Raw genomic sequence first — 21,115 nt, forward strand, 5'->3', positions numbered from 1 at the left:
CGGACGCCGCGCTGCCGCTGCCGAGGGCACCGCCCGCGCCCAGTGCGGTGCCGAGTGCTCCCGCAGCGCTGCCCGTGAGGGCGCTGCCGGTCCCGAGCGCCTCCCCACTGCCGCTGGCCAGGGCGTCGCCCGCGCCGAGCGCGCTGCCGGTGCCGAGTGCTTCGGAGCTGCCGGATGCCGCTGCGCTGCCGACGTCTGCGCTACCCGAACCCAGCGCGCCACTCCCGGATCCCGCCGCACCGCCGGCACCCGGACCCAGTCCGAGTTCGGTTCCCGCGGCGCTGCTGCCCGCGGCCGCGTCGGAGCTGCCGGTGCCGAGCGCGCCACCGGCTCCCGAGCCGGTGCCCAAGCCGAGCTCGGTCCCGGCGCCGCTGCCCGTGTCGAGCACTCCCGTACCGGAGCCGTCGGCCCCCAGCCCGAGCGCCGGGCCCGCCGCGCCGGAACCGGTACCGCCGAGATCCAGGCCCGCGGAACCGGTGTCGATGCCGAGCACGCCGATGCCGGGCGGGGTGAGGGGGTTGGCCACGGCCGCGGGCGCGGCGGCGAGGCCGATCGCCGCCACGGTGGCGACGGCGGCCGACGGCAGCAAATGGCGAGAGAATCGCGAGAGGGGTGGAAACCGCATGAACATCACCTTCTAAGGATCGAAACAATCCGACAGGCCGGTATGGATGCGAAAAGTTGATCGGCTTGCGGAGGTAGTCCATGGAACCGCAACGAGGTCAGTCAAAATGCCGCTGATCTGTGTGTTCAACACCACGCGCGGGCGGATGGCCGCGCCGACCTGGGCGAGTGACCATCGCCGATTCCGGATCGTTACCGGTGGCGCCCCCTGCGAGCGAGATCATGTTGCTGATGATTAGCCACTGTGCTCCGCCGGAATCGGCGCTGCGGCCGGGTGTCCGCGTCGCGCGGGCGGCCGGCACGCGACATGCGTAGGGTGACGGGCGTACCGAGCTGGGCTGGGTAATACGACGAATCCGCGTCCGCTCCCGGCCGGTTGCGGCGCGCCGGGCGATTACCTGGAATAGTTGGGGCGGCACGCACAGGACCAAAGCGAAAGCGGGGATGTTGGTGACTTCGACGGAAGGTGTGAGCGGGCCGAAGCTGGCGAAGGACGCCGGTACGGCAACGCCGAGCACCCTGGAGCGTGACGTCCAGACTCTCGAGAAGGCGATCTACGAGGTCAAGCGGGTCATCGTCGGCCAGGATCGTCTCGTCGAGCGGCTGCTCGTCGGTGTGCTGTCGCGCGGCCACGTGCTGCTCGAAGGTGTGCCCGGCGTCGCGAAGACCCTCGCCGTGGAAACCTTCGCCAAGGTCGTCGGCGGTTCGTTCTCGCGTGTGCAGTTCACGCCCGACCTGGTGCCCACCGACCTCATCGGTACCCGCATCTACCGGCAGGGCCGCGAGGAGTTCGACACCGAACTCGGCCCGGTCGTCGCGAACTTCGTTCTCGCCGACGAGATCAACCGCGCGCCCGCCAAGGTGCAGTCGGCACTGCTCGAGGTGATGGCCGAGCGCAAGCTGTCGATCGGCGGCAAGACCTACCCGATGCCCGATCCGTTCCTGGTCATGGCGACCCAGAACCCGATCGAGAGCGAGGGCGTGTACCCGCTGCCCGAGGCCCAGCGCGACCGCTTCCTGTTCAAGGTCGTCGTCGACTACCCCTCGGTCGAGGAGGAGCGCGAGATCATCTACCGGATGGGCGTGACCCCGCCGGAGCCCAAGCAGATCCTCGCGCCCGAGGACATCATCCGGCTGCAGAAGCTGGCGGCCAACGTCTTCGTGCACCACGCGCTGGTCGACTACGTCGTCCGCGTCATCACCGCGACCCGCACCCCCGCCGAGTTCGGCATGCCCGATGTGGCCAGCTGGATCTCCTACGGCGCCTCGCCGCGTGCCAGCCTCGGCATCATCGCCGCCGCGCGCGCCGTCGCCCTGATCCGCGGCCGCGACTACGTGGTGCCGCAGGACGTCGTCGAGGTGATCCCGGACGTGCTGCGCCATCGTCTGGTGCTGTCCTACGACGCGCTGGCCGACGAGGTCACCCCCGAGGACGTCATCAAGCGGGTGCTGCAGACCGTCGGCCTGCCGCAGGTCGCGCCCCAGGCCGTCGGTGGCCAGGCCGCGCCCCAGCAGCCCGCGGTACCCCAGCCGCCCGCCCAGCAACAGCCCGTGCCGCAGCCGGTGAACGGGCAGCAGTCCCAGCCCGCCGGCCACGTCGCGCCCCAGTGAGTGCGCCGGAACCCGTTGTCCGCGTGCCCACCTCGTCCCACGCGCCGCCGTCGTTCCGTGCCGGTGAACTGACCGACCCGAAGCTGGCCGCCGCGCTCAAGACACTCGAACTGACGGTGCGGCGCCGCCTCGACGGTGTCCTGCACGGCGACCACCAGGGCCTGATCCCCGGGCCCGGGTCGGAACCGGGCGAGGCGCGGCTGTACCAGCCCGGTGACGATGTGCGACAGATGGATTGGTCGGTCACCGCCCGCACCACCCATCCGCACGTGCGGCAGATGATCGCCGACCGCGAGCTCGAGACCTGGCTCGTCGTCGACCTGTCGTCGAGTCTGGACTTCGGCACCGGCCGGGTGCAGAAGCGCGATCTCGCGATCGCGGCGGCCGCGGCGATCACCCACCTCACCTCCGGCGGCGGTAATCGCATCGGCGCCGTCGTCGCCACGGGCCAGGACCTGGTGCGCATCCCCGCGCGCAGCGGTCGCCTGCACGCCCAGACCATGCTGCGCGGCATCGCGACCACCCCGCACGCCCGCGACGGCGTGCGCGGTGACCTCAAGGCCGGGATCGAGTCGTTGCGCCGCCCGCAGCGCAAACGTGGTCTGGCCGTGGTGATCAGCGACTTCCTCGGTGACGTCGACTGGCAGCGCTCGCTGCGCGCGATCTCGGCCCGCCACGACCTGCTCGCGGTCGAGGTGCTCGATCCCCTCGACGTCGCGCTGCCCGACGGTGGCGACGTGGTGCTGCACGATCCGGAATCGGGTCGCACCCGCGAGTTCAGCGTCACCCCCACACTGCGTGCCGATTTCGCGGCCGCCGCCCAGGCCCAGCGCGCGCAGGTGCAGCAGGCGCTGCGCAGTTGCGGTGCGCCGGTGTTGTCGCTGCAGACCGATCGGGACTGGATCGCCGACGTGGTCCGGTTCGTGTCCACCCGGCGCCACAGCCTCGGCGCCCCGAGCGGGCGGGTGCCTCGCCAGTGAGTATTTCGCATTTCACGGCCGTCGTCTGGCTCGGTTTCCTGGTCGTCGTCGCCCTGCTGGTCCTCGGCTATGTGCTGGTCCAGCGGGCCAGGCACAAACGGATGCTGCAGTTCGGCAACATGTCCGTGCTCGAGCGGGTCGCCCCGTCGCGACCCAGCCCGATGCGGCACGTGCCGATCGCGCTCATCCTCGCCGGCCTGGTGCTGCTGACCGTCGCCGCCGCCGGACCGACCGCCGTGCAGAAGGTGCCGCGCAACCGCGCGACCGTCGTGCTGGTGATGGACGTGTCGCTGTCGATGGAGGCGACCGACGTGGAGCCGAACCGGCTGCAGGTCGCGCAGAAGGCAGGCAAGGAATTCGTCGACGGCCTGACCCCCGGCATCAACCTCGGTTTCGTCACCTTCGCCGGAACCGCGTCGGTGATGGTGTCGCCGACGACCAACCGCGAGGCCGTCAAGCACTCGATCGACAACATCAAGCTGGCCGAGCGCACTGCCACCGGCGAGGGCATCCTGACCGCCCTGCAGTCGATCGACACCCTGGCCGCCGTGCTCGGCGGCGCGGAGACCCCGCCGCCGGCCCGCATCGTGCTGATGTCGGACGGTAAGCAGACCGTGCCCGACGACAAGGACGTCGACAACCCGCGGCACGGCTTCACCGCGGCCCGGCTGGCCAAGAACAAGAACATCCCGGTCTCCACGATCTCCTTCGGCACCGAATGGGGCACCGTCGAGATCCCGGATTCCGACGGCAAGGGTTCGCAGCGGGTGAAGGTGCCCGTGGACAACGCCTCGCTGCAGGAGATCGCCAAGCTGTCCGGCGGTGAGTTCTACACCGCCTCCTCACTGGCCGAACTGCGTGCCGTCTACGACACCCTCGAGGAACAGATCGGCTACGAGACCACCCGCGGCGACGCGAGCAGGCCGTGGCTGCTGCTCGGTATGTTGTTCGTCGCCGCCGGCGTCGTGGTCAGTTTGCTCTATCGTCAACGCCTGCCCTAGCACGCCTCGCCCCGCGTTGTGAGACGTCGCAGTGCCGCGACCCTGACGCGGGGCACACGAACCGGAACAGATAGGTTGGACCCTATGTCGAACGTCACATCCCGCTCGGTCCTGGTGACCGGTGGTAACCGCGGTATCGGTCTCGCGGTCGCCCAGCGCCTGCTCGCCGACGGCCACAAGGTCGCCGTCACGCACCGCGGATCGGGGGTGCCGGAGGGTCTGTTCGGAGTGAAGTGCGATGTCACCGACAGCGAGTCGGTCGACCGTGCGTTCACCGAGGTCGAGGAGCACCAGGGTCCGGTCGAGGTGCTGGTCGCCAACGCGGGTATCACCGACGACACCCTGCTGATGCGGATGACCGAGGACCAGTTCGAGCGCGTCATCGACGCCAACCTCACCGGCGCTTTCCGCTGTGCCAAGCGTGCCAACCGCGCCATGCTCCGCGCGCGGTGGGGCCGGATGATCTTCCTCGGCTCCGTCGTCGGTCTCGGCGGTGGCCCCGGCCAGATCAACTACGCCTCTTCCAAGGCGGGCGTGATCGGTATGGCGCGCTCCATCACTCGTGAGCTGGGCTCGCGTTCGATCACCGCCAACGTGGTCGCTCCCGGTTTCATCGAGACCGACATGACCGCCGAGCTGCCCGAGGATCTGAAGGAAACCGCCAAGAAGTTCATTCCGCTGGGTCGCCTCGGCCAGGCCGAGGACGTCGCCGCGGTGGTCAGCTTCCTGGCGTCGGAGGACTCGCGCTACGTCACCGGTGCCGTCATTCCGGTCGACGGCGGCATGGGCATGGGTCACTGATCCGCTAACGGATTGCCCCGCGCCACCGACAAGGTGGCGGCAACCATACTGATTTCAGGAGAACCGAAAACTCATGGGCGGACTGCTCGAAGGCAAGACCATTCTGGTCACCGGCATCATCACCGATTCGTCGATCGCGTTCAGCGCGGCGGCGGTCGCGCAGGAGCAGGGCGCGAAGGTGATCATCACCGGCATCCCGGAACGGCTGCGGCTGATCGACCGCATCGCCAAGCGCCTGCCGCAGGAGGTGCCGCCGGCGATTCCGCTGGACGTCACCAACGAGGAGAACCTGGGCGCGCTGGCCGACGCCCTGCGCGAGCTGGCGCCCGAGGGCATCGACGGTGTGCTGCACTCGATCGCCTTCGCGCCCAAGACCCTGATGGGCCCGGACGCGGTGCCGTTCCTGGAGGGCCCCGGCCCCGATGTGGCGAAGTCGTTCGAGATCTCCGCGTGGAGCTACGCCTCGCTGGCCCGCGCCGTGCTGCCCGTGATGAACGAGGGCGGCTCCATCGTCGGCATGGACTTCGATCCGCGCGTGGCGATGCCGTACTACAACTGGATGGGTGTCTCCAAGGCCGCGCTGGAGTCGGTGAACCGGTACGTGGCCCGGGAAGTGGGCTACGCCAAGAAGATCCGCTCCAACCTGATCGCCGCGGGTCCGGTGAAGACCCTCGCGGCCAAGGCCATCGCCGGTACCGCGACCGACGACGCCAAGCAGCTGCGTCAGCTCGACGAGTACTGGGACGGCGCGTCGCCGATCGGCTGGGACGGCGCCGACGCGCGCGCGGTCGGCAAGTCGATCGTCGCGCTGCTGTCGGACTGGCTGCCCGCCACTACCGGCTCGATCATCTACGTCGACGGCGGCGCCAGCCACAACATGTGGTTCCCCGAGGGCTTCACCGCCAACTGATGACCGACGGCCTGTTGCTGCTGTCCTTCGGTGGCCCCGAGGGTCCCGAGGACGTGATCCCGTTCCTGGAGAACGTCACTCGGGGCCGCGGGGTACCCCGGGCGCGGCTCGACGAGGTTGCCCAGCACTACCTGCATTTCGGTGGTGTCTCGCCGATCAACGCGCTCAACCGCGACATCATCGCCGCGGTCGAGGCCGATCTGGCCGACGCCGGGCTCGACCTGCCGGTGTACTTCGGCAACCGCAACTGGCATCCCCTGGTGGAGGACACGGTCGCGCGGATGACCGCCGACGGTGTGCGCTCGGCCCTGGTCTTCCCGACCTCGGCGTGGGGCGGGTACTCGGGCTGCCGCCAGTACGACGAGGACATCGCCCGCGCGCGGGCCGCGGTCGGTGCCGATGCGCCGGAACTGGTGAAGCTGCGCCAGTACTTCGACCATCCGCTGCTGATCGCGTCGTTCGCCGACGCGATCACCGCCGCGGTCGCCCGGATCCCGGCCGATCGCCGCGACGGTGTGCGCCTGGTGTTCACCGCGCACTCCATCCCGATCTCGGCCGACATCGCCGCGGGCCCGCCCGCCGACGGCGGCCGCCTCTACAGCAGGCAGGTCGCCGAGGCGGCCCGATTGTGCGCCGCCGCGACCGGTTTCGCCGACTACGACCTGGTGTGGCAGTCACGGTCGGGCCCGCCGCAGGTGCCGTGGCTGGAACCCGACATCGTCGACCATCTGGATGCGTTGCACGGCAAGGGGATCGACGCCGTGGTCGTCTGCCCGGTCGGTTTCGTCTCCGATCATCTCGAGGTGATCTGGGACCTCGACAACGAGGCCGCGCAGAAGGCGGCCGAGCTCGGCATGGCCTTCGCCCGGGCCGCGACGCCGGGCACCGATGCGCGTTTCTCGCGCATGATCGTCGAGCTGATCCAGGAGCGACTCGCCGGGGGACCGGTGCGCGAACTGGGTGAGGTGCCGGGCTACGGCTGCACCGTCGACGGGGCCCTGTGCGCACCCGGCTGCTGCGCACCGGCGTCGCGTCCGGCCCGGCCCTGAACACAACCGGATAAACATTCGCCGGGTCGCCCGGGTCCGGGGAGTAGGCTTTGCGGAGTTGTGCTCGACAGATCGGAGGTATTCCGATGCGTTCGACGATGCTCCACCGCGGCCGGGTGGCTGCCCTGTTCGTGCTGACCGTGACCGCACTGGGCCTGAGCGGTTGCGGCAACGACTCCGGGTACGACGACGCGGGCCCGGTCCCCACCGAACCCACCATCTCGCAGGCCTCGGTGGACGAACTCTGCGGGATCCTCGACGGTCAGCAGGGCACCTGGAAGGCGTTGGGCCCCCGGGTCGCCCGGGTGGCGTTCACCGGCGCGATGAAGCTGTGGACCGTGCAGGACACCACCGCCAACGCCGCGCTCTCCTGGAATCGCCACATCGTCGACACCGTCACCACTCAGACCTGTCCGGTCGTCCGCGACGACACCCTGGTGGTGCTCGACGTCCCCGACCTGAAGGCCGCGCTCGGCGGATTCTGAACCAGCGCTTGCCGCTTCGCCGCACCTGATCGCGGACCGGATAGTCGAGTAGTCGGGTACTCGCGCGTTCCCTCGCCCGCCCGGCGCATTCTCGTCCCACCTGCACGACAGGAGAGGACGATGCGACGCGACCCCGTTCGACCTGATCCGGCCCGAGCCCGCCCCCGGGCCGGCATCCGCCGGCCCACCGGCCGTATCCGCTGCGGCGTGGTACTGGCCGCGGTGGCCGCCGTCGTGTCGCTGTCGGTGGGTTGTGTGCGGCCCGCGGCCGATTCGCGCTCGCCCGGCCCCTCGGACCCCGGTCTTTCGGCGACCGCCGATCAGCAGTCGGCGACCGCACCGGGTGGCCGGTCATCCGGCGGTGAGTCGGCTCCCGACGGCGCCGGGGCCCCGGGCGGTCCGGTCGGTGAGGCCGGTGGTGGGAGCGCACCGGGCGGCCCGGTCGGTCCCGGCGCCCGGCCTCCCGGCGGCGGCCCGGCGCCTGCGAAGAAGCCCGGTGGCAACCAGGCGAAGGGTTCCCCGGTCAAGATCCCGTCCTTCACCGAAATCGGCAGCCCGTTCACCCCGGAGCTGAAGGGACGGATCGAAGCCGCCGTCGCCACGGCCTGCCAGGAGGCCGGACACGACCCGACCTGCCTCGCGCTCTCCTTCGTCCTGGGAACCCCGGACGCCCGCGTCTGCACCTTCAGCGGACTCTCGCCGTCCAACGGATCCGTCGACCCCGGCACCCCGGTCACGGTGCAATTGTCCGGCAGCGAGCCGTGCCCGACCACCGACGACAACGGCGGCACCGGAACCGGTGGCGCAGGCCCGGCCGGCAGCGGCGGTTCCACCGGTGGTGGTGGCGCAGGTAGCGGGACCGGCGGTGACGGAACAGCGGGCAGCGGCGGAGGCGGAGCACCCGGCGGGGAGGGAACGGCTGGGGGTGGCGGAACGCCCGGCGGAGAGGGAACGACTGGGGGAGACGAGACGCCCGGCGGGACGACCAGTGGAGGCGGGGCCGCCGGCGGCACTAGCGGCGGCGACGGTTCGACGGGCGGCAGTGCTGGCAACGGCGGGGGTACGAGCGGCGGCGAGACAACCGGTCCCGGCTCGGGGACGACCGGTGGAACGGGCGCCGGGACTTCGGGTGGCGGGCCCGGCGACGGCAGCGGGACCGCTGGAAACACGAGCTCCCGCCTCGGAGACGACACCCTGAACGACCCTGCGGACACCGGCGGCACCGAAGTCTCACCGGCACCGTCCGGCGGTTGAACCGCGAGGCAAAGGAGGATGACATGAGCACAGACACCACCCCGGCCGACCCCGGAAACAGCACACACCGGGTAAACGGTGTACCGCGACCCACCCTCACCACGGAGGCCCCTACCTCCACCCCCGTCCCCGCCTCGGACGCGCCTGCGGCGGCCCCCACGACCGACGCGCCGGTCTCGACCCCGGCCCCGGGTGCCCCGGCCCCGCCGCCCGCTGAGACCGGCCTGTCCCGCCTCGGTCCGATGGTCCGCAATTTCGCCGCGCCGACCACGTTGGTGACCGCGCTGCTGTTCTTCTTCGGGTGGTCGCACGCCTTCTGGTTCTTCGACTACTTCGGCGTGAACTCGACGACGATCGGGTTGACGACGCAGGACTATCTGATGCGGAGTCAGGATTCGCTGTTCATTCCGCTCGCGGCTGGGGCCTGTCTGTTCCTGCTGTATCTGCTGGGACGCAGGGTGTTCCGGGAGTTCGTGGTGCCGCGGCTGAGTGAGGCGCAGCGTCGTCGGCTGGTGGGTGTGACCATGGTGGTCGGGTGTGTGCTCGTGGCCGCCGGACTGGTCAGCATCGTTGTCGCGACCCCGCTGCGGTCGCTGGTCGGGGCGCCGGGGCTGTGTCTGGTCGGTGGTGTCGTGCTGGTCGTCGCCGCGGTGCGGTTGCGGCGGGCCGCGCGCGGTGGTGCCGAACCGGTCGGGGACGTGCTCACCGCGGGGGAGTGGGGTGCGGTGTTCGCGCTCGTCGGGGTCGGCTTGTTCTGGGCGGTCGCGGACTATTCGGCGGCGGTCGGCACCGGACGGGCGATCGAGCAGGTCGCGCAGTTCCCGGACCAGCCCAGTGTCTCGGTGTATTCGGACAAGCGCCTGGGTCTGGCGGCTCCCGGCGTCACCGAACTCACCTGCCCCGCGCCCGATACCGCCTACCACTTCCGCTACGACGGCCTCAAACTCGTTCTGCAGTCGGGGAATCAGTACCTGCTGCTCCCGGAGTCCTGGAATCGGGCGGGCGGGGTCGCCTTCCTGCTGCCGCGCTCGGAGGCCAGCCGGATCGACTTCTTTCCCCCGGGCGCCGTCCCACCCGCCCACGATTGCCGCTGAGCGCGAGGTGAACGGATTCCGAACCGGCGCTTGCCACTTCGGATATCCGCTGCGCTAGCATCTGCGCGCAGACCTTCGAGGGAAGGTGGATGTTCGAGACGGGGGAGGCCCGATGAATCATGCCCACATGCCGGACGGTGTGCTGGCCCGCCGCGGTGGTGGCGGGGGAACCAGCGTCGGGATCGGCCTGCCCGATTGGCTGTGGATCACCATCCTGATCATCGTCGTGGTGATCGTCGCCGTCGTGGTGATCCGCAAGCTCAGCAGCGGCTCGAATGCCGGTGCGCCCCAGCAGATGCCGCCGCAGCAGTACCAGCAGCCGTATCCGCAGCAGTACCAGCAGCCACACGGATACCCGCAGCAGCAGCCGTACCCGCAACAGCAGCCGTACCCGCCGCAGTATCCGCAGGCGCAGTATCCGCAGCCGTACCCGGCGCAGCAGCCGATGCCGTATCCGCAGCAGTACGCGCCGTACCAGGGACAGCCGCAGTATCAGCAGCCCTACCGGCGCTGACCGCGGCTAGCGGGCGGGCCCGGCGGCGGCGTGTACCGCCACCAGCCGGGCTTCCCTGATGGTGTTCCACAGTGGCCGCAGCAGCGACTCGTGCGCGCCGATCGCGCTGGCCGAGGTCGGCGCGGACGCGGGCTCGTGCTGGGCGACGGTGAGGATCGCGGCCACATGGTCGGCGGTGTCGAGAATGCGCTTGGCGCGCAACGGGATCGAGTCGGGATAGGCGTGCCGGGAGTACGCTGCCAGCTGCGCTTCGATCTGCTCGCGCGGGTCGGCGTCGCCGGTGCCGACGGAGGTGGTGTGCAGTTGCATGAGCGCGTCGGCGGCGTCGCGGACGGACTCGCGCATCGTGTATTCGGCTTCGCCCAGCGACATGTCGGGCCCGGTGACGTGCGGGATGTCGACGCTGTACACGGTCCATTGCAGCGTCTCGTCGTCATCCCACTGCGGGATCAAACCGGTGCCCTGTTCGCCGGGGACACCGAGCAGCAGGCCCTCCTCGGCGTCGATCGCGTCGGCGGCGAAGGCGGTGCCGACCGGCAGTCCGCGCACGTCACCGGGGGCGGGCAGGACCAGGCGCAGGTGCGCGCCCTCGGGTGCCATCGCTTCGCGGATCACCTTGAGCAGCGGCATGACTCCGGTGCCGACGGACTCGCCCCGCGAGGTCCACGGGAGGTCGGTGCGGCCGCCGGTGACCGGGTCACCCGCGGCCAGCGTGTGTCGTGCCGCCCAGGCGTGCAGTGCCTCCAGGACGTCGTCGGGCGCGCTGGTACCGGCCAGCCAGGAGCCGGCCCACAGCGTCAGCGTGGCACTGGGAGAGCACATAATCATCGAGCATAAAGGTTTGCCCGGGATCGTGTGCGGGCACTGAGGGCCTGTCTGACCTGCGGGTGGACTTATTCCGGCTCGGTGACGAAGTCGATGAGCCGTTCGACCGCGCCGATCAGCGGCGCCTCCAGATCGCGGAACGAGTCGACGGCGTTGTAGACGCGCCGCCACCCCTCTTGCGGTGTTCCCCAGCCCAGGCGCGCACAGATCCCGGTCTTCCAGTCCTCGCCGCGCGGGACCGTCGGCCAAGCGTCGATACCGACCGCGGCGGGCCGCACCGCCTGCCACACATCGATGAACGGATGCCCGGTCACCAAGACGTGCGGGCCGAGGCCGGTGGTCAGCTGGGTCTCCTTGGAACCGGTCACCAGGTGGTCGACCAGCACGCCGACCCGCGCGCCGGGGCCCGGCCCGAATTCGGTCAGCTTGCCGCCGAGATTGTCCAGCCCCTCCAGATGCTCGACGACGACGCCCTCCACTCGCAGGTCGTGACCCCAGACCCGTTCGACGAGGGCGGCGTCGTGCACGCCCTCCACCCAGATCCGACTGGTCCTGGCCACCCGGGCGCGCAGTCCCTCGACCCGCGTCGATCCGGAGGCCGACCGGGTCGGCTGTTTGGCCGCCGCGGTCGCCGTCGGCCGTACCAGCGTGACCGGTTTGCCGTCGATGAGGAAGGCCGCCTCGCGCAGCGCGAACAGCCGGACCGCGCCGCGCCCGTCCTCGAGTTTGACGAAGTCGCCGTCGTAGCTGCGGTCGAAACCGACTACCGCGCCGCAGAATCCGCTCGCCGCGTCCTCCACGACCAGATCCCGGTCGGCGCTCACCTTCGGTACCGGTGTCTTCTTGGTCCGCTGGTGTCCGGAATAGATGTCGCCGCCGTACATGTCACGCCCACTCACCCGGCCGAGCTTAGAGGCGCGGGCAGGCCGACGGCGGTAGCGGCGCGCGAAAGCGGCTGGACCCCATGATCGCGGCCGGGGTCGGCGAGGCCGCCCAGAAAGCCGTTATCGCGGCTAGTCTGGGATGGTGGCCGCAATAGTCTGGCTGATCGCGGGCATCGTTCTCGCGGCGGCGGAAATGCTCACCGGGGATCTCACCCTGCTCATGCTCGGTGTCGCCGCGCTGGGCACCGCGGGCATCAGCGCCGCCGCGGACCTACCGCTGTGGGGCGACGCGCTGGTGTTCGGTGCGGTCGCGGGCGTGTTGTTCCTCGGGGTGCGGCCGGTGCTGCGCCGCAAATTCGGTTCCCCGCCCCCGATTCCGACCAATGTCGATGCGCTGCCGGGGAAGTCGGCGCTCGTCCTCGAACAGGTCGCGGCGCATTCGGGTCAGGTGAAGCTCGGCGGTGAGGTCTGGACCGCACGACCGCTGGACCCGACCGAAGTCTACGACGCCGGCGTGACCGTCTATGTGATGAAGATCGACGGCGCGACCGCCGTCGTCTGGAAGGGTCCCTAGCAATGGTTGCCTTGATCGTGGCCGCTGTCCTCGTCCTGCTGGTCGTGGTGGTGGTCTTCAAATCGATCGCTCTCGTTCCGCAGGCCGAGGCGGCGGTGATCGAACGGCTCGGACGCTACTCGCGCACCGTGTCCGGTCAGCTCACATTCCTCGTCCCGTTCGCCGACCGAGTCCGCGCGAAGGTGGACCTGCGTGAGCGGGTCGTGTCCTTCCCGCCGCAGCCGGTGATCACCCAGGACAACCTCACCCTGCAGATCGACTCGGTGGTGTACTTCCAGGTCACCAGCCCGCAGGCCGCGGTGTACGAGATCAGCAACTACATCGCCGCCGTCGAGCAGCTCACCGTCACCACGCTGCGCAACGTGGTCGGCGGGATGACGCTGGAGGAGACCCTGACCTCCCGCGACCAGATCAACAACCAGCTGCGTGGCGTCCTCGACGAGGCGACCGGTCGCTGGGGCCTGCGCGTGGCCCGGGTCGAGCTCAAGTCCATCGATCCGCCGCCGTCGATCCAGGAATCGATGGAGAAGCAGATGAAGGCCGACCGCGAGAAGCGGGCGATGATCCTCACCGCCGAGGGCACCCGCGAATCGCAGATCAAGACCGCCGAGGGCGCCAAGCAGGCGCAGATCCTGGCCGCCGAGGGTGGCAAGCAGTCGGCGATCCTGTCGGCCGAGGGTGAGCGGCAGAGCCGCATCCTGCGCGCGCAGGGTGAACGCGCCGCCTCCTACCTGCAGGCCCAGGGCCAGGCCAAGGCCATCGAGAAGGTGTTCGCCGCCATCAAGAACGGCAAGCCGACGCCGGAGCTGCTGGCCTACCAGTACATGCAGACGCTGCCGATGGTGGCGCGCGGCGACGCCAACAAGGTGTGGCTGGTGCCCAGCGATTTCGGCAAGGCGCTCGAGGGCTTCGCCCAGAACTTCGCCACCAAGGGCGAGGACGGGGTGTTCCGCTACGAGCCGTCGACCGAGGACCATCCGCCGGTGAAGATCGAGGACGACTCCGACGTCGCCGACTGGTTCGAGACCGCGTCGGACCCCAAGATCGAGCAGGCCGTGCGCGCCGCCGAGGCCACCGCTCGCACCCCCGTCGAGGGTTTCGAGCCGCCACGACCGAAAACCGTTGCGCCGGTGGAACCCTCGCCACTGCCGACACCGCCGCCGATCGCCCCGCAGCAGCAGCCGCCCGCGTCGCGCCCGGACGATCCGTACGGCCGTCCCTGGCAGCCGCCGCACCACGGCTGAGCCGCGCGGGCGCGGTCGCCCCCGCCTGCGCGCGAGTGTGCCGAAAGCCGCCACCGGCCTCGGCGCGCGTGCGACAGTAGCGGGCGTGGGCAGGCGTGTGTCCGGGAACCTCCCGGCGGAAGTGACCAGCTTCGTCGGCCGCGATGACGATGTCGCGACGGCCAAGCAGTTGCTCGCCGGTACCCGGCTGCTCACCCTGACCGGGGTGGGCGGGGTCGGCAAGACCCGGTTGAGCAGGCGGGTCGGCGAGGCCGTGCAGCGGGCGTTCGCCGACGGTGTGTGGCTGGTCGAGCTGGCGCACGTCAGCGACCAGAACCTGGTCGCTCCGACGGTGGCGCGTGAGCTCGGCCTGCGCGATGACACCAGCGCCCCGCTGGCCGTGCTCACCGACTTCCTGGCCGACCGCGATCTCCTGCTGATCCTGGACAACTGCGAGCACGTGATCGGCGCGTGCGCGGCGCTCGCGGACCGGATCATCCCCGCGACGACCGGCCTGCGGATCCTCGCGACCAGCCGTGAGCCGCTCGGCGTCGCGGGCGAGCAGGTCCTGCCGGTGGCGCCGCTGTCGGTGCCCGACCCGGACTCCGGCGAGCTCGACAGTCCCGCGGCCCGGCTGCTCGTCGATCGCGCGAGCGCAGCGAACCCGGCCTTCCGGCGGACCCCGGCCAACGCGGCGACCCTGGCCGCCATCTGCCGACGGCTCGACGGTATTCCGCTCGCGCTGGAACTGGCGGCGCTGCGGATGCGGATGTTCACCCCCGAACAGGTCCTCACCCGCCTCGACGACGCGATGGGTCTGCTCACCACCGGGCTGCGGACCGCGCCGCACCGGCAGCAGACCTTGGCCTCGGCGATCCGCTGGAGCTATGACCTGTGCACTCCCGACGAGCAGTCGCTGTGGGAGCAGCTGTCGGTGTTCGCGGGTGGCTTCGACCTCGACGCCGCCGAAGCGGTCTGCCTGGTCGATGCGCCGGACGCGCTGCTGGCCGCGCTGACGGGGTTGGTGGAGAAGTCGGTGCTGGCCTACGGGCCCGGCGGCGACGGCGCAGGCCGGTACTCGATGCTCGAGCCGTTGCGTCAGTTCGCCGGCGAGCGGCTGCGGGCACGCGGCACCGAGTACACGGTGCGCGTCGGCCATCGCGAGTACTACTACCGGCTCGCGTGCCGCGGGCGCACCGACTATTGGAGCGCCACCGACGTCGACTGGTTCCGCGACGTCAGCCGCGAGCACGCCAATCTCCGTGCCGCACTGCAATTCTCACTCGGCGATCCGGCCGGTGCGCGGCGGGCGCTGGAGATCGCGACGGAGCTGTGGCCGTTCTGGGAGCACTGTCACTTCCTGCTGGAGGGCTACCGCTGGTTGTCCGCGGCGCTGGCGAAGGACACCGAGCGCACGGTCTGTCGGGCCAGGGCGCTGGCCGCGAGCTCGGTGATGGCGGCCATGCTCTCCGAGACCGAGACGGCGGCGGAATTCGTGCGGGCCGGTACCGAGATCGCGGTCGAAACCGGGTCGGCCGAAGTGCAGGTCGAGACCGCGATGGCGGGCGCGGTGCTGGCCTTCGGGGCGGGCGAGCTGCATCGGGCGCTGGACATCTCGGTGGCCTCGTCGATGAGCGCGCACGAGTGCGCGCACCCCCAAGTGGAGATGGAGAGCCTGGCCTTCGCCGCGGTCTGCGCGCTGGCCCTGGACGACCCGATCGCCGGTGCCATGGCCGAGCGGCTGCTGGCGGTGACCACCGAGCACGGCTCGCACCTGCTCGGGGGGCTGGCCTACTGGGCGGTCGGCACCCAGCAGTGGCGTGACGGTGATCAGCGGAGCGCGGTCGCGGCGCTGCGCCGGTCGATCGAACTGTTCCAGCTCTTCGATCGGTGCGCCTGGCTCGCCACCAGCGTGGACGGCCTGGCCTGGGCGGCCGCCGCCGACGGCGACCTGGTGCGCGCGGCCCGCCTGATGGGCGTGGCATCGACGGTCCGCCGGGGCAGTTCGCAACGGCTGGCGCACGCGATGACCCAGCTCATCGGTCGGGGAGTGCGCGATCAGGTCCTCGCCGCACTGGGCGAGCGGGAGTTCGGGGCGTGCTTCGCCGCGGGTGCCGCGCTGCCCCTCGACGACGCCGTCGACTACGCGATGGACACCTCGTCGGCGCAGGCCCCGGCCGCCGAACCCGGCGGGATGGAAATACTGACCCGGCGGGAACGCGATGTCGCGCGCCTGATCGCCAAGGGCTACGGCAATCGCCGGATCGGGCAGGAACTGGTGATCTCGATCCGCACCGCCGAGAGCCACGTCGACCACATCCTCACCAAACTCGGCTTCACCTCGCGCACCCAGATCGCCGCCTGGGCCAGCCGGAACTCCCTCTGACGGTGACACCGTCGCGGTGACACGGGGCAGGCGGTCCCACAGGGCGGGCCCGGCCTGCCACTGAGTGGGACCGAATCCGCGCGCAGTGCAACCCCGTGCCGAGAGTGGGGACGGGGGTGACGGGGGAAACATCCGTAGTCGCCGAGCGATCTCCGTAGTTTCCGCGATTCCCGCGCACCACCGGGACGGCACTGTGATGGGGGACACCATCGCTAGGCAAATGAGGTGACCCATGACGGTCGACGTACTCGTCCAGCCCCGGTCCGCGCAGCACAGCGGTCCGCCGCCGTCGTCCATGATCGAGCGGATGACGGCGATCCTGGACGCGTTCGACGGGCCCGACCCGGTCCGCTCGCTGCTCGAGGTGGCCGACCGCACCGGCCTGCCCCGCTCGAGCGTGCACCGCATCATCGATCAGATGGTCCGGTTGCGCTGGCTGGCGCACGCGCCGGGCGGATACCGGCTCGGGACACGGGCGCTCGAGGTCGGCGGGCTCGCGGTCGAGCACAACGAGATCAGGGAGGCGGTGAGTCCGCTGCTGCACGAGGTGTGTCAGCGGACCGGCATGGTCGGGCACCTCGGTGTGCTCGACGGTCCCGAAGTGCTCTACCTGGACAAGGCGGCGGGCCGTTCCCGCGACAGCATCCCCACCCGGCTCGGCGGCCGGATGCCCGCGCACTGCACAGCGGTCGGCAAAGCGTTGCTGGCCACGTTGGAGCCGAGCGTCGTCGAGCTGGCGTTCCGGGAGCGGCTGCCGCAGCGGACGCCCCGCACGATCGGTCGCCGGGCCGAACTGCACCGCGAGCTCGATCGCGTCCGGAGTCATCAGGGGATCGCTGTCGATCGGGAGGAATCGGTCGCCGGTGTCGTGTGCGTGGCGGTGCCGATCCGGGGCCGGGCGCCCGGGGCGGTCGCCGCGTTGTCGCTGTCGGGCAGGCTCGGTGGGCCGCGCGCACCCGGCACGAGCCGGTTGGCGCATATCCTCGTCGACGTCGCCGACGAGGCCGCGCGGGCGGTCTTTCCGCGCTGCGGGCGCCGGCACTAGCCCCCGGGGTCAGTGCGGGAGCGGGAGCAGCTCGACCAGCGTGCCCCGGCCGGTGCCGGGTGGCAGCACGGCTAGGGCCTGGCAGCCGATCAGCCCGGCCAGGTGCGGCGTGTGCGCGGGTCCGGTACTGCGCCACACACCACCGGTCTGCTGCTGAACGGGAACCAGGCGGGTCGAGGCCCCTTCGAGCACGCCGGCGTCGGAGAGCCGCCCCCACATGGTGGGCCCCGGTGTCCGCTGGGTCAGGGCATCGACCACCGCCGGGCCGATGGCGAGCAGCGCCGCGATCGCGGCGAACGGGTTGCCGGGCAGCCCGAGCAGTACGCGTCCGTCGGGCAGCTGGGCGACCAGAGTGGAGCCGCCCGGCCGGATGGCGGCGCGTTCGACCACGATCCGGGCGCCCAGGTCGGCCAGCAGGGTGCGCAGGTGGTCGGCGGCGCCGCGCCCGGTCGCCCCGACCATCACCACCAGGTCGGCGTGGGATTTCAGGGTCAGCCAGGAGCGCAGCAGGTCTTCGCCGTCGGCCAGATGCCAGAGGCCGGTGCTCTCGATATCGCAGCAGCGCAGGAACTGGGGCAGCACCGGACCGAGGGAGTCCCTGGTCTCGTTCGCGCCGAGCGGGCCGACCGCGCGGATCTCGTCGCCGGTCATCACGACGTCGGCGCGCAGCGGGCCGCGCACCGTGACGGTCTCGGCTTCGGCGCTCAGGGCCGCCGAGGCCAGTGCGGCCGACACCCGGGTGCCCGCGCGCGCCAGCTCGACCCCGCTGTCCCAGTGCTCACCCTGGCGGCGGGTGTCGTCGCGCACCGGGGCGCCCGGCGCGCGCATCACCACCGGCTTGCCCGAGACGGTCGTCTGCACCACGTGCTCGTCGCGCAGCGTGGCGGTGGTACCCAGCGGGGTGGCGGCGCCGGTCGCGATCCGCACCGCCTCACCGGGCGCGAGCACCACCGAGCAGCCGCGGCCGGCGTAGCGGACCTGCTGGTGCAGGCTCCACCACGGTCCGGGGCCCGCGACGGCGTAGCCGTCCATCGCCGCACTGTCCACGCGGGGCAGTGGCCCGCCGGTCGTGAGCGCGGTGGCCAGCGTGGCGCCGATCGCGTCGGCCACGGGTAGCTCCCTGACCCCGATCGGTCGCAGACGCGCGGCGATCAGTGCGCGCACCTCGGCCAGCCCACATCCCACGGCCGGAACAACCACGCCCGCTCGCGCGCTCACCACCACGTCCAGCCTCCGCCCACAATTCACCGACAATCCGACTCATCGTGCGCATCGGCCATTGCCTGCGATTTTCTGGCCAGTTGCCCCACGATGACGTTGTGCTCACCCGGCGGCAGCCCCGCTCGTGCGGATTCGGACACATCACCCTCGGCGCGATCCCCGGCCGGTCCTCGCGCGCGGCCGTGCCCCCGGAGCCCGGTCCCCGATCGCATCGTAGCGACCCGCCGGGTGGAGCGCCGGGTCGTTCAGGGACGCACGCCCCGGGCGTCCAGGAGCATGCCGAGGTAGCCGAGTTCCTGGCTCTGGGACTGGGCCATGGCGCGGGCGGCCTGTTTCACCGGCCCGGACGTGAGCAGGGCGTCGGCGGCCCTGGCCATGGTGACCCCGCCCGAGTGGTGGCGGTACATCAGTTGCAGGAACAGGGTTTCGGCGTCGGCGCCGCGCGCGGCCGACAGCGCGTCGAGGTCGGCGGGGGTGGCCATACCCGGCATCGCCGTCGTCGAATCATGGTGGTGCCCTGGGGAGGTCGCCATCCACGTCATCGGCTGTGCCGACGTCGGAGCCGCGCCCGCGAGCTGGGTCCAGCCGAGCAGGGTGCCGATCTCCACCCGCTGGACGGCGGCGATCTGGTCGGCCATCTTGCGCACGGCCGGATCGGCGGCGGGATCGAGACGTTCGGTGAGGATCAGCGCCTGCTGGTGGTGGGCGGTCATGTCCTGCACGAAGCCCAGCTCGACCGCGTCGAGTACCGGTGCGGGCGTGGCGGTCTCGGTGATCAGCAACGGCCGCAGCGCCGCGCCGAGCACCATCAGGAACACCGCGGCCGCCCCCAGAGCCGCGACCCGCATCGCGCGCCCCACCCTCACGACCCCACGGTCGACTGCTGATCCGCCGGCGGCGAATACACGTCGTTGTCGAGGTGCAGCACCATGAACCCGTTGTCGGAACAGGTGACATAGAGCTGGTCGCCTCGCCACTCCGGCGGCGAGAAACACCAGTCGCTCGACATGTCGCCGAACGCGATGTCGCCCGCCCGCGAAGTCAGCACCTGGGCGGGATCGAACAGCCCCTCGGCCATCGCCCGCAGGGCCGCGGGCGCGCTCATCACCGGAACGCCGATGATCGAGGCCAGCGCGTGCGGTGAGTTCCACACCTCCAGGTTGCGGCCGGTCCGCGCGGGCGGGTTGAAGTACGCGATCTCGCGGATCGCCCCCGGATCGCGCACGTCGAACACCCTGATCCCCGACGAGATCCATCCGCACGCGAGCGCTGTCGGATCGTCGGGGCGATCCGCCGCGCAGTAGTGCGATTCGTAGGAGAACGCCGAACCGCCCATCGACGACCCGACATTGGCATCGATGTTGGCCGGCAGATTGATCTCCAGCTTGATCTTCGCCGTGATCCCCGGATCACCGTCGACCGAGACATCGATGAGCTTCACCCCGCCGGAACCGCCTTCGTCGACGGTGAAGACGTGCGGCACACCGTCGTAGGTCACCGGCACGCTGTGCTGGGTGGCCCACCCGTCGGTCCAGAACGTCCGGCCCAGGTGGGGCACCTGCGGATTCGGGTCGCGCCGCTGCACCGCGCTCACATCGAGCACGGTGAAACCGCCGAGCGCGGAGATGTAGAGCCGGTTGCCGTCCGGGCTCACGCCGAGGCCGTGCGCCTCGATTCCGGTCAGTCCCTGCCAGATCACGCGGGGGTGGGCGGGGTCGGTGAGATCGATCGCGCTCAGGAAGCCGGGCGCGATCCCGGAGGCCCAGTAGGTGCGGCCGTCGGGGGAGAAGCCGCCTTCGTGCGTCGTGATCGGCAGCGGCATCAGCAGATTCGAGCCGGTGCCCGGATTGAGCAGTCGCGGGTGCGCGCAGTCGGAGATGTCGTAGACCGACAGATAGCCCGCGCCGATCCCGACCGGGACCCCGGTGCCGACCAGCAGCTTGCGAGTGCTGTTGACCTTCAACGTCTCCCAGGTCCCGGCCAGCATGGCGGGCTCGGCCAGCGTCGCGGTGCGACGCGGGTTCGCCGGATCGGACACGTCGAGCACCTGCACGCCCTGCTGCTCGCTGAGCATGTTGCCGGGGAAGAACGTGCCGACATAGGCGCAGTGCTCGAAGCTGGTGGAGGTGATGCCCGCCCCGCGCCCCTGGTAGTTGCCGACCATCGACATATTGCAGCGGTAGCCCTGCGTGCTGCGGCCACTGTCTCGGTCAGCGGCGGGCACGTCGCCCTGCATTCCCGTCTCGGGAAGCGAACCCGGTCCACAGTCGGCCCGCGGCACCGATGTTCGTCCGACATCCAGGAATTCCTGCACGGCACCGGTGAGATCCGCGAACGGATCCGCCGCCGATCCCGCCGGCACCCCCATCGCCACCAGCACCGCGACCGCGGCCGAAGCCGTGAATCGCAGGACCGTCCGTCCCGACCGTGCGCGCATCGTTGCCTCCCGATCATGCCCTGCGACCAAACTGACTCAGACAGCAGTCGCTGCTTTGGATGGTAAGTCGGGCGGCCCCTCGGCGCGGGCGATTTCGCCGAACGGCCGCTCGACCGGCGGGTCGGGGTCCCCCACCCCGGTGGGGGAACGCTGTACGGTTGCCTGCGTTACGACTGCGCGTCTGTCAGGGCCGTCTT

Annotated in this window: 19 protein-coding genes and 1 pseudogene; 14 read left to right on the forward strand and 6 right to left on the reverse strand. The window is 70.9% G+C overall.

Translation table 11 applies throughout. The annotated features are described in order from the left end of the window. Positions 1-625: pseudogene (locus ATM97_RS03680) on the reverse strand (hypothetical protein); the annotation flags it as partial. 443 nt (positions 626-1,068) lie between these two features. On the opposite strand from ATM97_RS03680, the gene ATM97_RS03685 reads away from it, so the two are divergent. From ATM97_RS03685 to ATM97_RS03730, 10 genes are all read left to right on the forward strand, one after another. Next, complete coding sequence (locus ATM97_RS03685) at positions 1,069-2,235, forward strand: MoxR family ATPase (protein ID WP_218716510.1); 1,167 nt, start codon at positions 1,069-1,071, stop codon at positions 2,233-2,235. A 23-nt stretch (positions 2,236-2,258) separates the two neighbouring features. Continuing rightward, a complete protein-coding gene (locus tag ATM97_RS03690) occupies positions 2,259-3,215 on the forward strand; it encodes a DUF58 domain-containing protein (RefSeq protein WP_218716511.1) in 957 nt (318 codons plus the stop codon). Beyond that, the gene (locus ATM97_RS03695; RefSeq protein ID WP_218716512.1) at positions 3,212-4,216 is read left to right on the forward strand and encodes a VWA domain-containing protein; all 1,005 of its coding nucleotides are present in this window, start codon (positions 3,212-3,214) and stop codon (positions 4,214-4,216) included. The genes ATM97_RS03690 and ATM97_RS03695 overlap by 4 nt, the downstream gene beginning before the upstream one ends. Before the next feature lie 84 nt (positions 4,217-4,300). Then, positions 4,301-5,017, forward strand: coding sequence for a 3-oxoacyl-ACP reductase FabG1 (gene fabG1 / locus ATM97_RS03700; protein WP_019050352.1), 717 nt, complete (start codon positions 4,301-4,303; stop codon positions 5,015-5,017). Between the two features lie 73 nt (positions 5,018-5,090). Continuing rightward, positions 5,091-5,927 (forward strand): NADH-dependent enoyl-ACP reductase InhA, encoded by an 837-nt coding sequence (gene inhA / locus ATM97_RS03705; protein ID WP_218716513.1) that lies wholly within the window; start codon positions 5,091-5,093, stop codon positions 5,925-5,927. Then, positions 5,927-6,976 carry a ferrochelatase gene (locus tag ATM97_RS03710; RefSeq protein ID WP_218716514.1) on the forward strand — a complete coding sequence of 350 codons (1,050 nt, stop codon included), beginning with the start codon at positions 5,927-5,929 and terminating at the stop codon, positions 6,974-6,976. Before inhA ends, ATM97_RS03710 begins: the two co-directional genes overlap by 1 nt. 86 nt (positions 6,977-7,062) lie before the next feature. Then, positions 7,063-7,461 carry a hypothetical protein gene (locus tag ATM97_RS03715; protein ID WP_218716515.1) on the forward strand — a complete coding sequence of 133 codons (399 nt, stop codon included), beginning with the start codon at positions 7,063-7,065 and terminating at the stop codon, positions 7,459-7,461. Between the two features lie 120 nt (positions 7,462-7,581). After that, entirely contained in the window at positions 7,582-8,715 is a 1,134-nt protein-coding gene (locus ATM97_RS03720; protein WP_218716516.1) for a hypothetical protein, read from the forward strand. A gap of 23 nt (positions 8,716-8,738) precedes the next feature. Beyond that, entirely contained in the window at positions 8,739-9,809 is a 1,071-nt protein-coding gene (locus ATM97_RS03725; RefSeq protein ID WP_218716517.1) for a hypothetical protein, read from the forward strand. Between the two features lie 112 nt (positions 9,810-9,921). Beyond that, positions 9,922-10,323, forward strand: a complete 402-nt coding sequence (locus tag ATM97_RS03730; protein ID WP_218716518.1) for a hypothetical protein — start codon at positions 9,922-9,924, stop codon at positions 10,321-10,323. Positions 10,324-10,329: 6 nt separating this feature from the next. Here the strand turns inward: ATM97_RS03730 and ATM97_RS03735 are convergent, their stop codons facing one another. Together ATM97_RS03735 and ATM97_RS03740 are read right to left on the reverse strand one after the other, a co-directional pair. Further along, a complete protein-coding gene (locus ATM97_RS03735; protein WP_218716519.1) occupies positions 10,330-11,145 on the reverse strand; it encodes a hypothetical protein in 816 nt (271 codons plus the stop codon). Between the two features lie 71 nt (positions 11,146-11,216). Next, on the reverse strand, positions 11,217-12,047 hold the full coding sequence (locus tag ATM97_RS03740; protein ID WP_218716520.1) for a DUF3097 domain-containing protein: 831 nt from the start codon (positions 12,045-12,047) through the stop codon (positions 11,217-11,219). Between the two features lie 127 nt (positions 12,048-12,174). Between ATM97_RS03740 and ATM97_RS03745 the strand changes: the two genes are divergently transcribed. The 4 genes from ATM97_RS03745 to ATM97_RS03760 all read left to right on the forward strand — a co-directional run bounded on the left by ATM97_RS03745 (position 12,175) and on the right by ATM97_RS03760 (position 17,260). Further along, entirely contained in the window at positions 12,175-12,606 is a 432-nt protein-coding gene (locus tag ATM97_RS03745) for an NfeD family protein (RefSeq protein WP_218716521.1), read from the forward strand. A 2-nt stretch (positions 12,607-12,608) separates the two neighbouring features. Then, the gene (locus ATM97_RS03750; protein WP_218716522.1) at positions 12,609-13,850 is read left to right on the forward strand and encodes an SPFH domain-containing protein; all 1,242 of its coding nucleotides are present in this window, start codon (positions 12,609-12,611) and stop codon (positions 13,848-13,850) included. Between the two features lie 85 nt (positions 13,851-13,935). Beyond that, complete coding sequence (locus tag ATM97_RS03755; protein WP_308248362.1) at positions 13,936-16,215, forward strand: LuxR C-terminal-related transcriptional regulator; 2,280 nt, start codon at positions 13,936-13,938, stop codon at positions 16,213-16,215. A gap of 232 nt (positions 16,216-16,447) precedes the next feature. After that, the gene (locus ATM97_RS03760) at positions 16,448-17,260 is read left to right on the forward strand and encodes an IclR family transcriptional regulator (RefSeq protein ID WP_218716523.1); all 813 of its coding nucleotides are present in this window, start codon (positions 16,448-16,450) and stop codon (positions 17,258-17,260) included. A gap of 9 nt (positions 17,261-17,269) precedes the next feature. On the opposite strand, the gene ATM97_RS03765 is transcribed toward ATM97_RS03760, so the two are convergent. From ATM97_RS03765 to ATM97_RS03775, 3 genes are all read right to left on the reverse strand, one after another. Beyond that, positions 17,270-18,478, reverse strand: coding sequence for a molybdopterin-binding protein (locus ATM97_RS03765; protein ID WP_308248363.1), 1,209 nt, complete (start codon positions 18,476-18,478; stop codon positions 17,270-17,272). A 248-nt stretch (positions 18,479-18,726) separates the two neighbouring features. Beyond that, positions 18,727-19,347, reverse strand: a complete 621-nt coding sequence (locus tag ATM97_RS03770; RefSeq protein ID WP_308248364.1) for a DUF305 domain-containing protein — start codon at positions 19,345-19,347, stop codon at positions 18,727-18,729. Further along, positions 19,344-20,918, reverse strand: a complete 1,575-nt coding sequence (locus ATM97_RS03775) for an LVIVD repeat-containing protein (protein ID WP_218716524.1) — start codon at positions 20,916-20,918, stop codon at positions 19,344-19,346. The genes ATM97_RS03770 and ATM97_RS03775 overlap by 4 nt, the downstream gene beginning before the upstream one ends. Between the last annotated feature and the right edge of the window lie 197 nt (positions 20,919-21,115).

The organism is Nocardia sp. MH4 (assembly GCF_019266065.1).
GTDB lineage: Bacteria > Actinomycetota > Actinomycetes > Mycobacteriales > Mycobacteriaceae > Nocardia > Nocardia canadensis.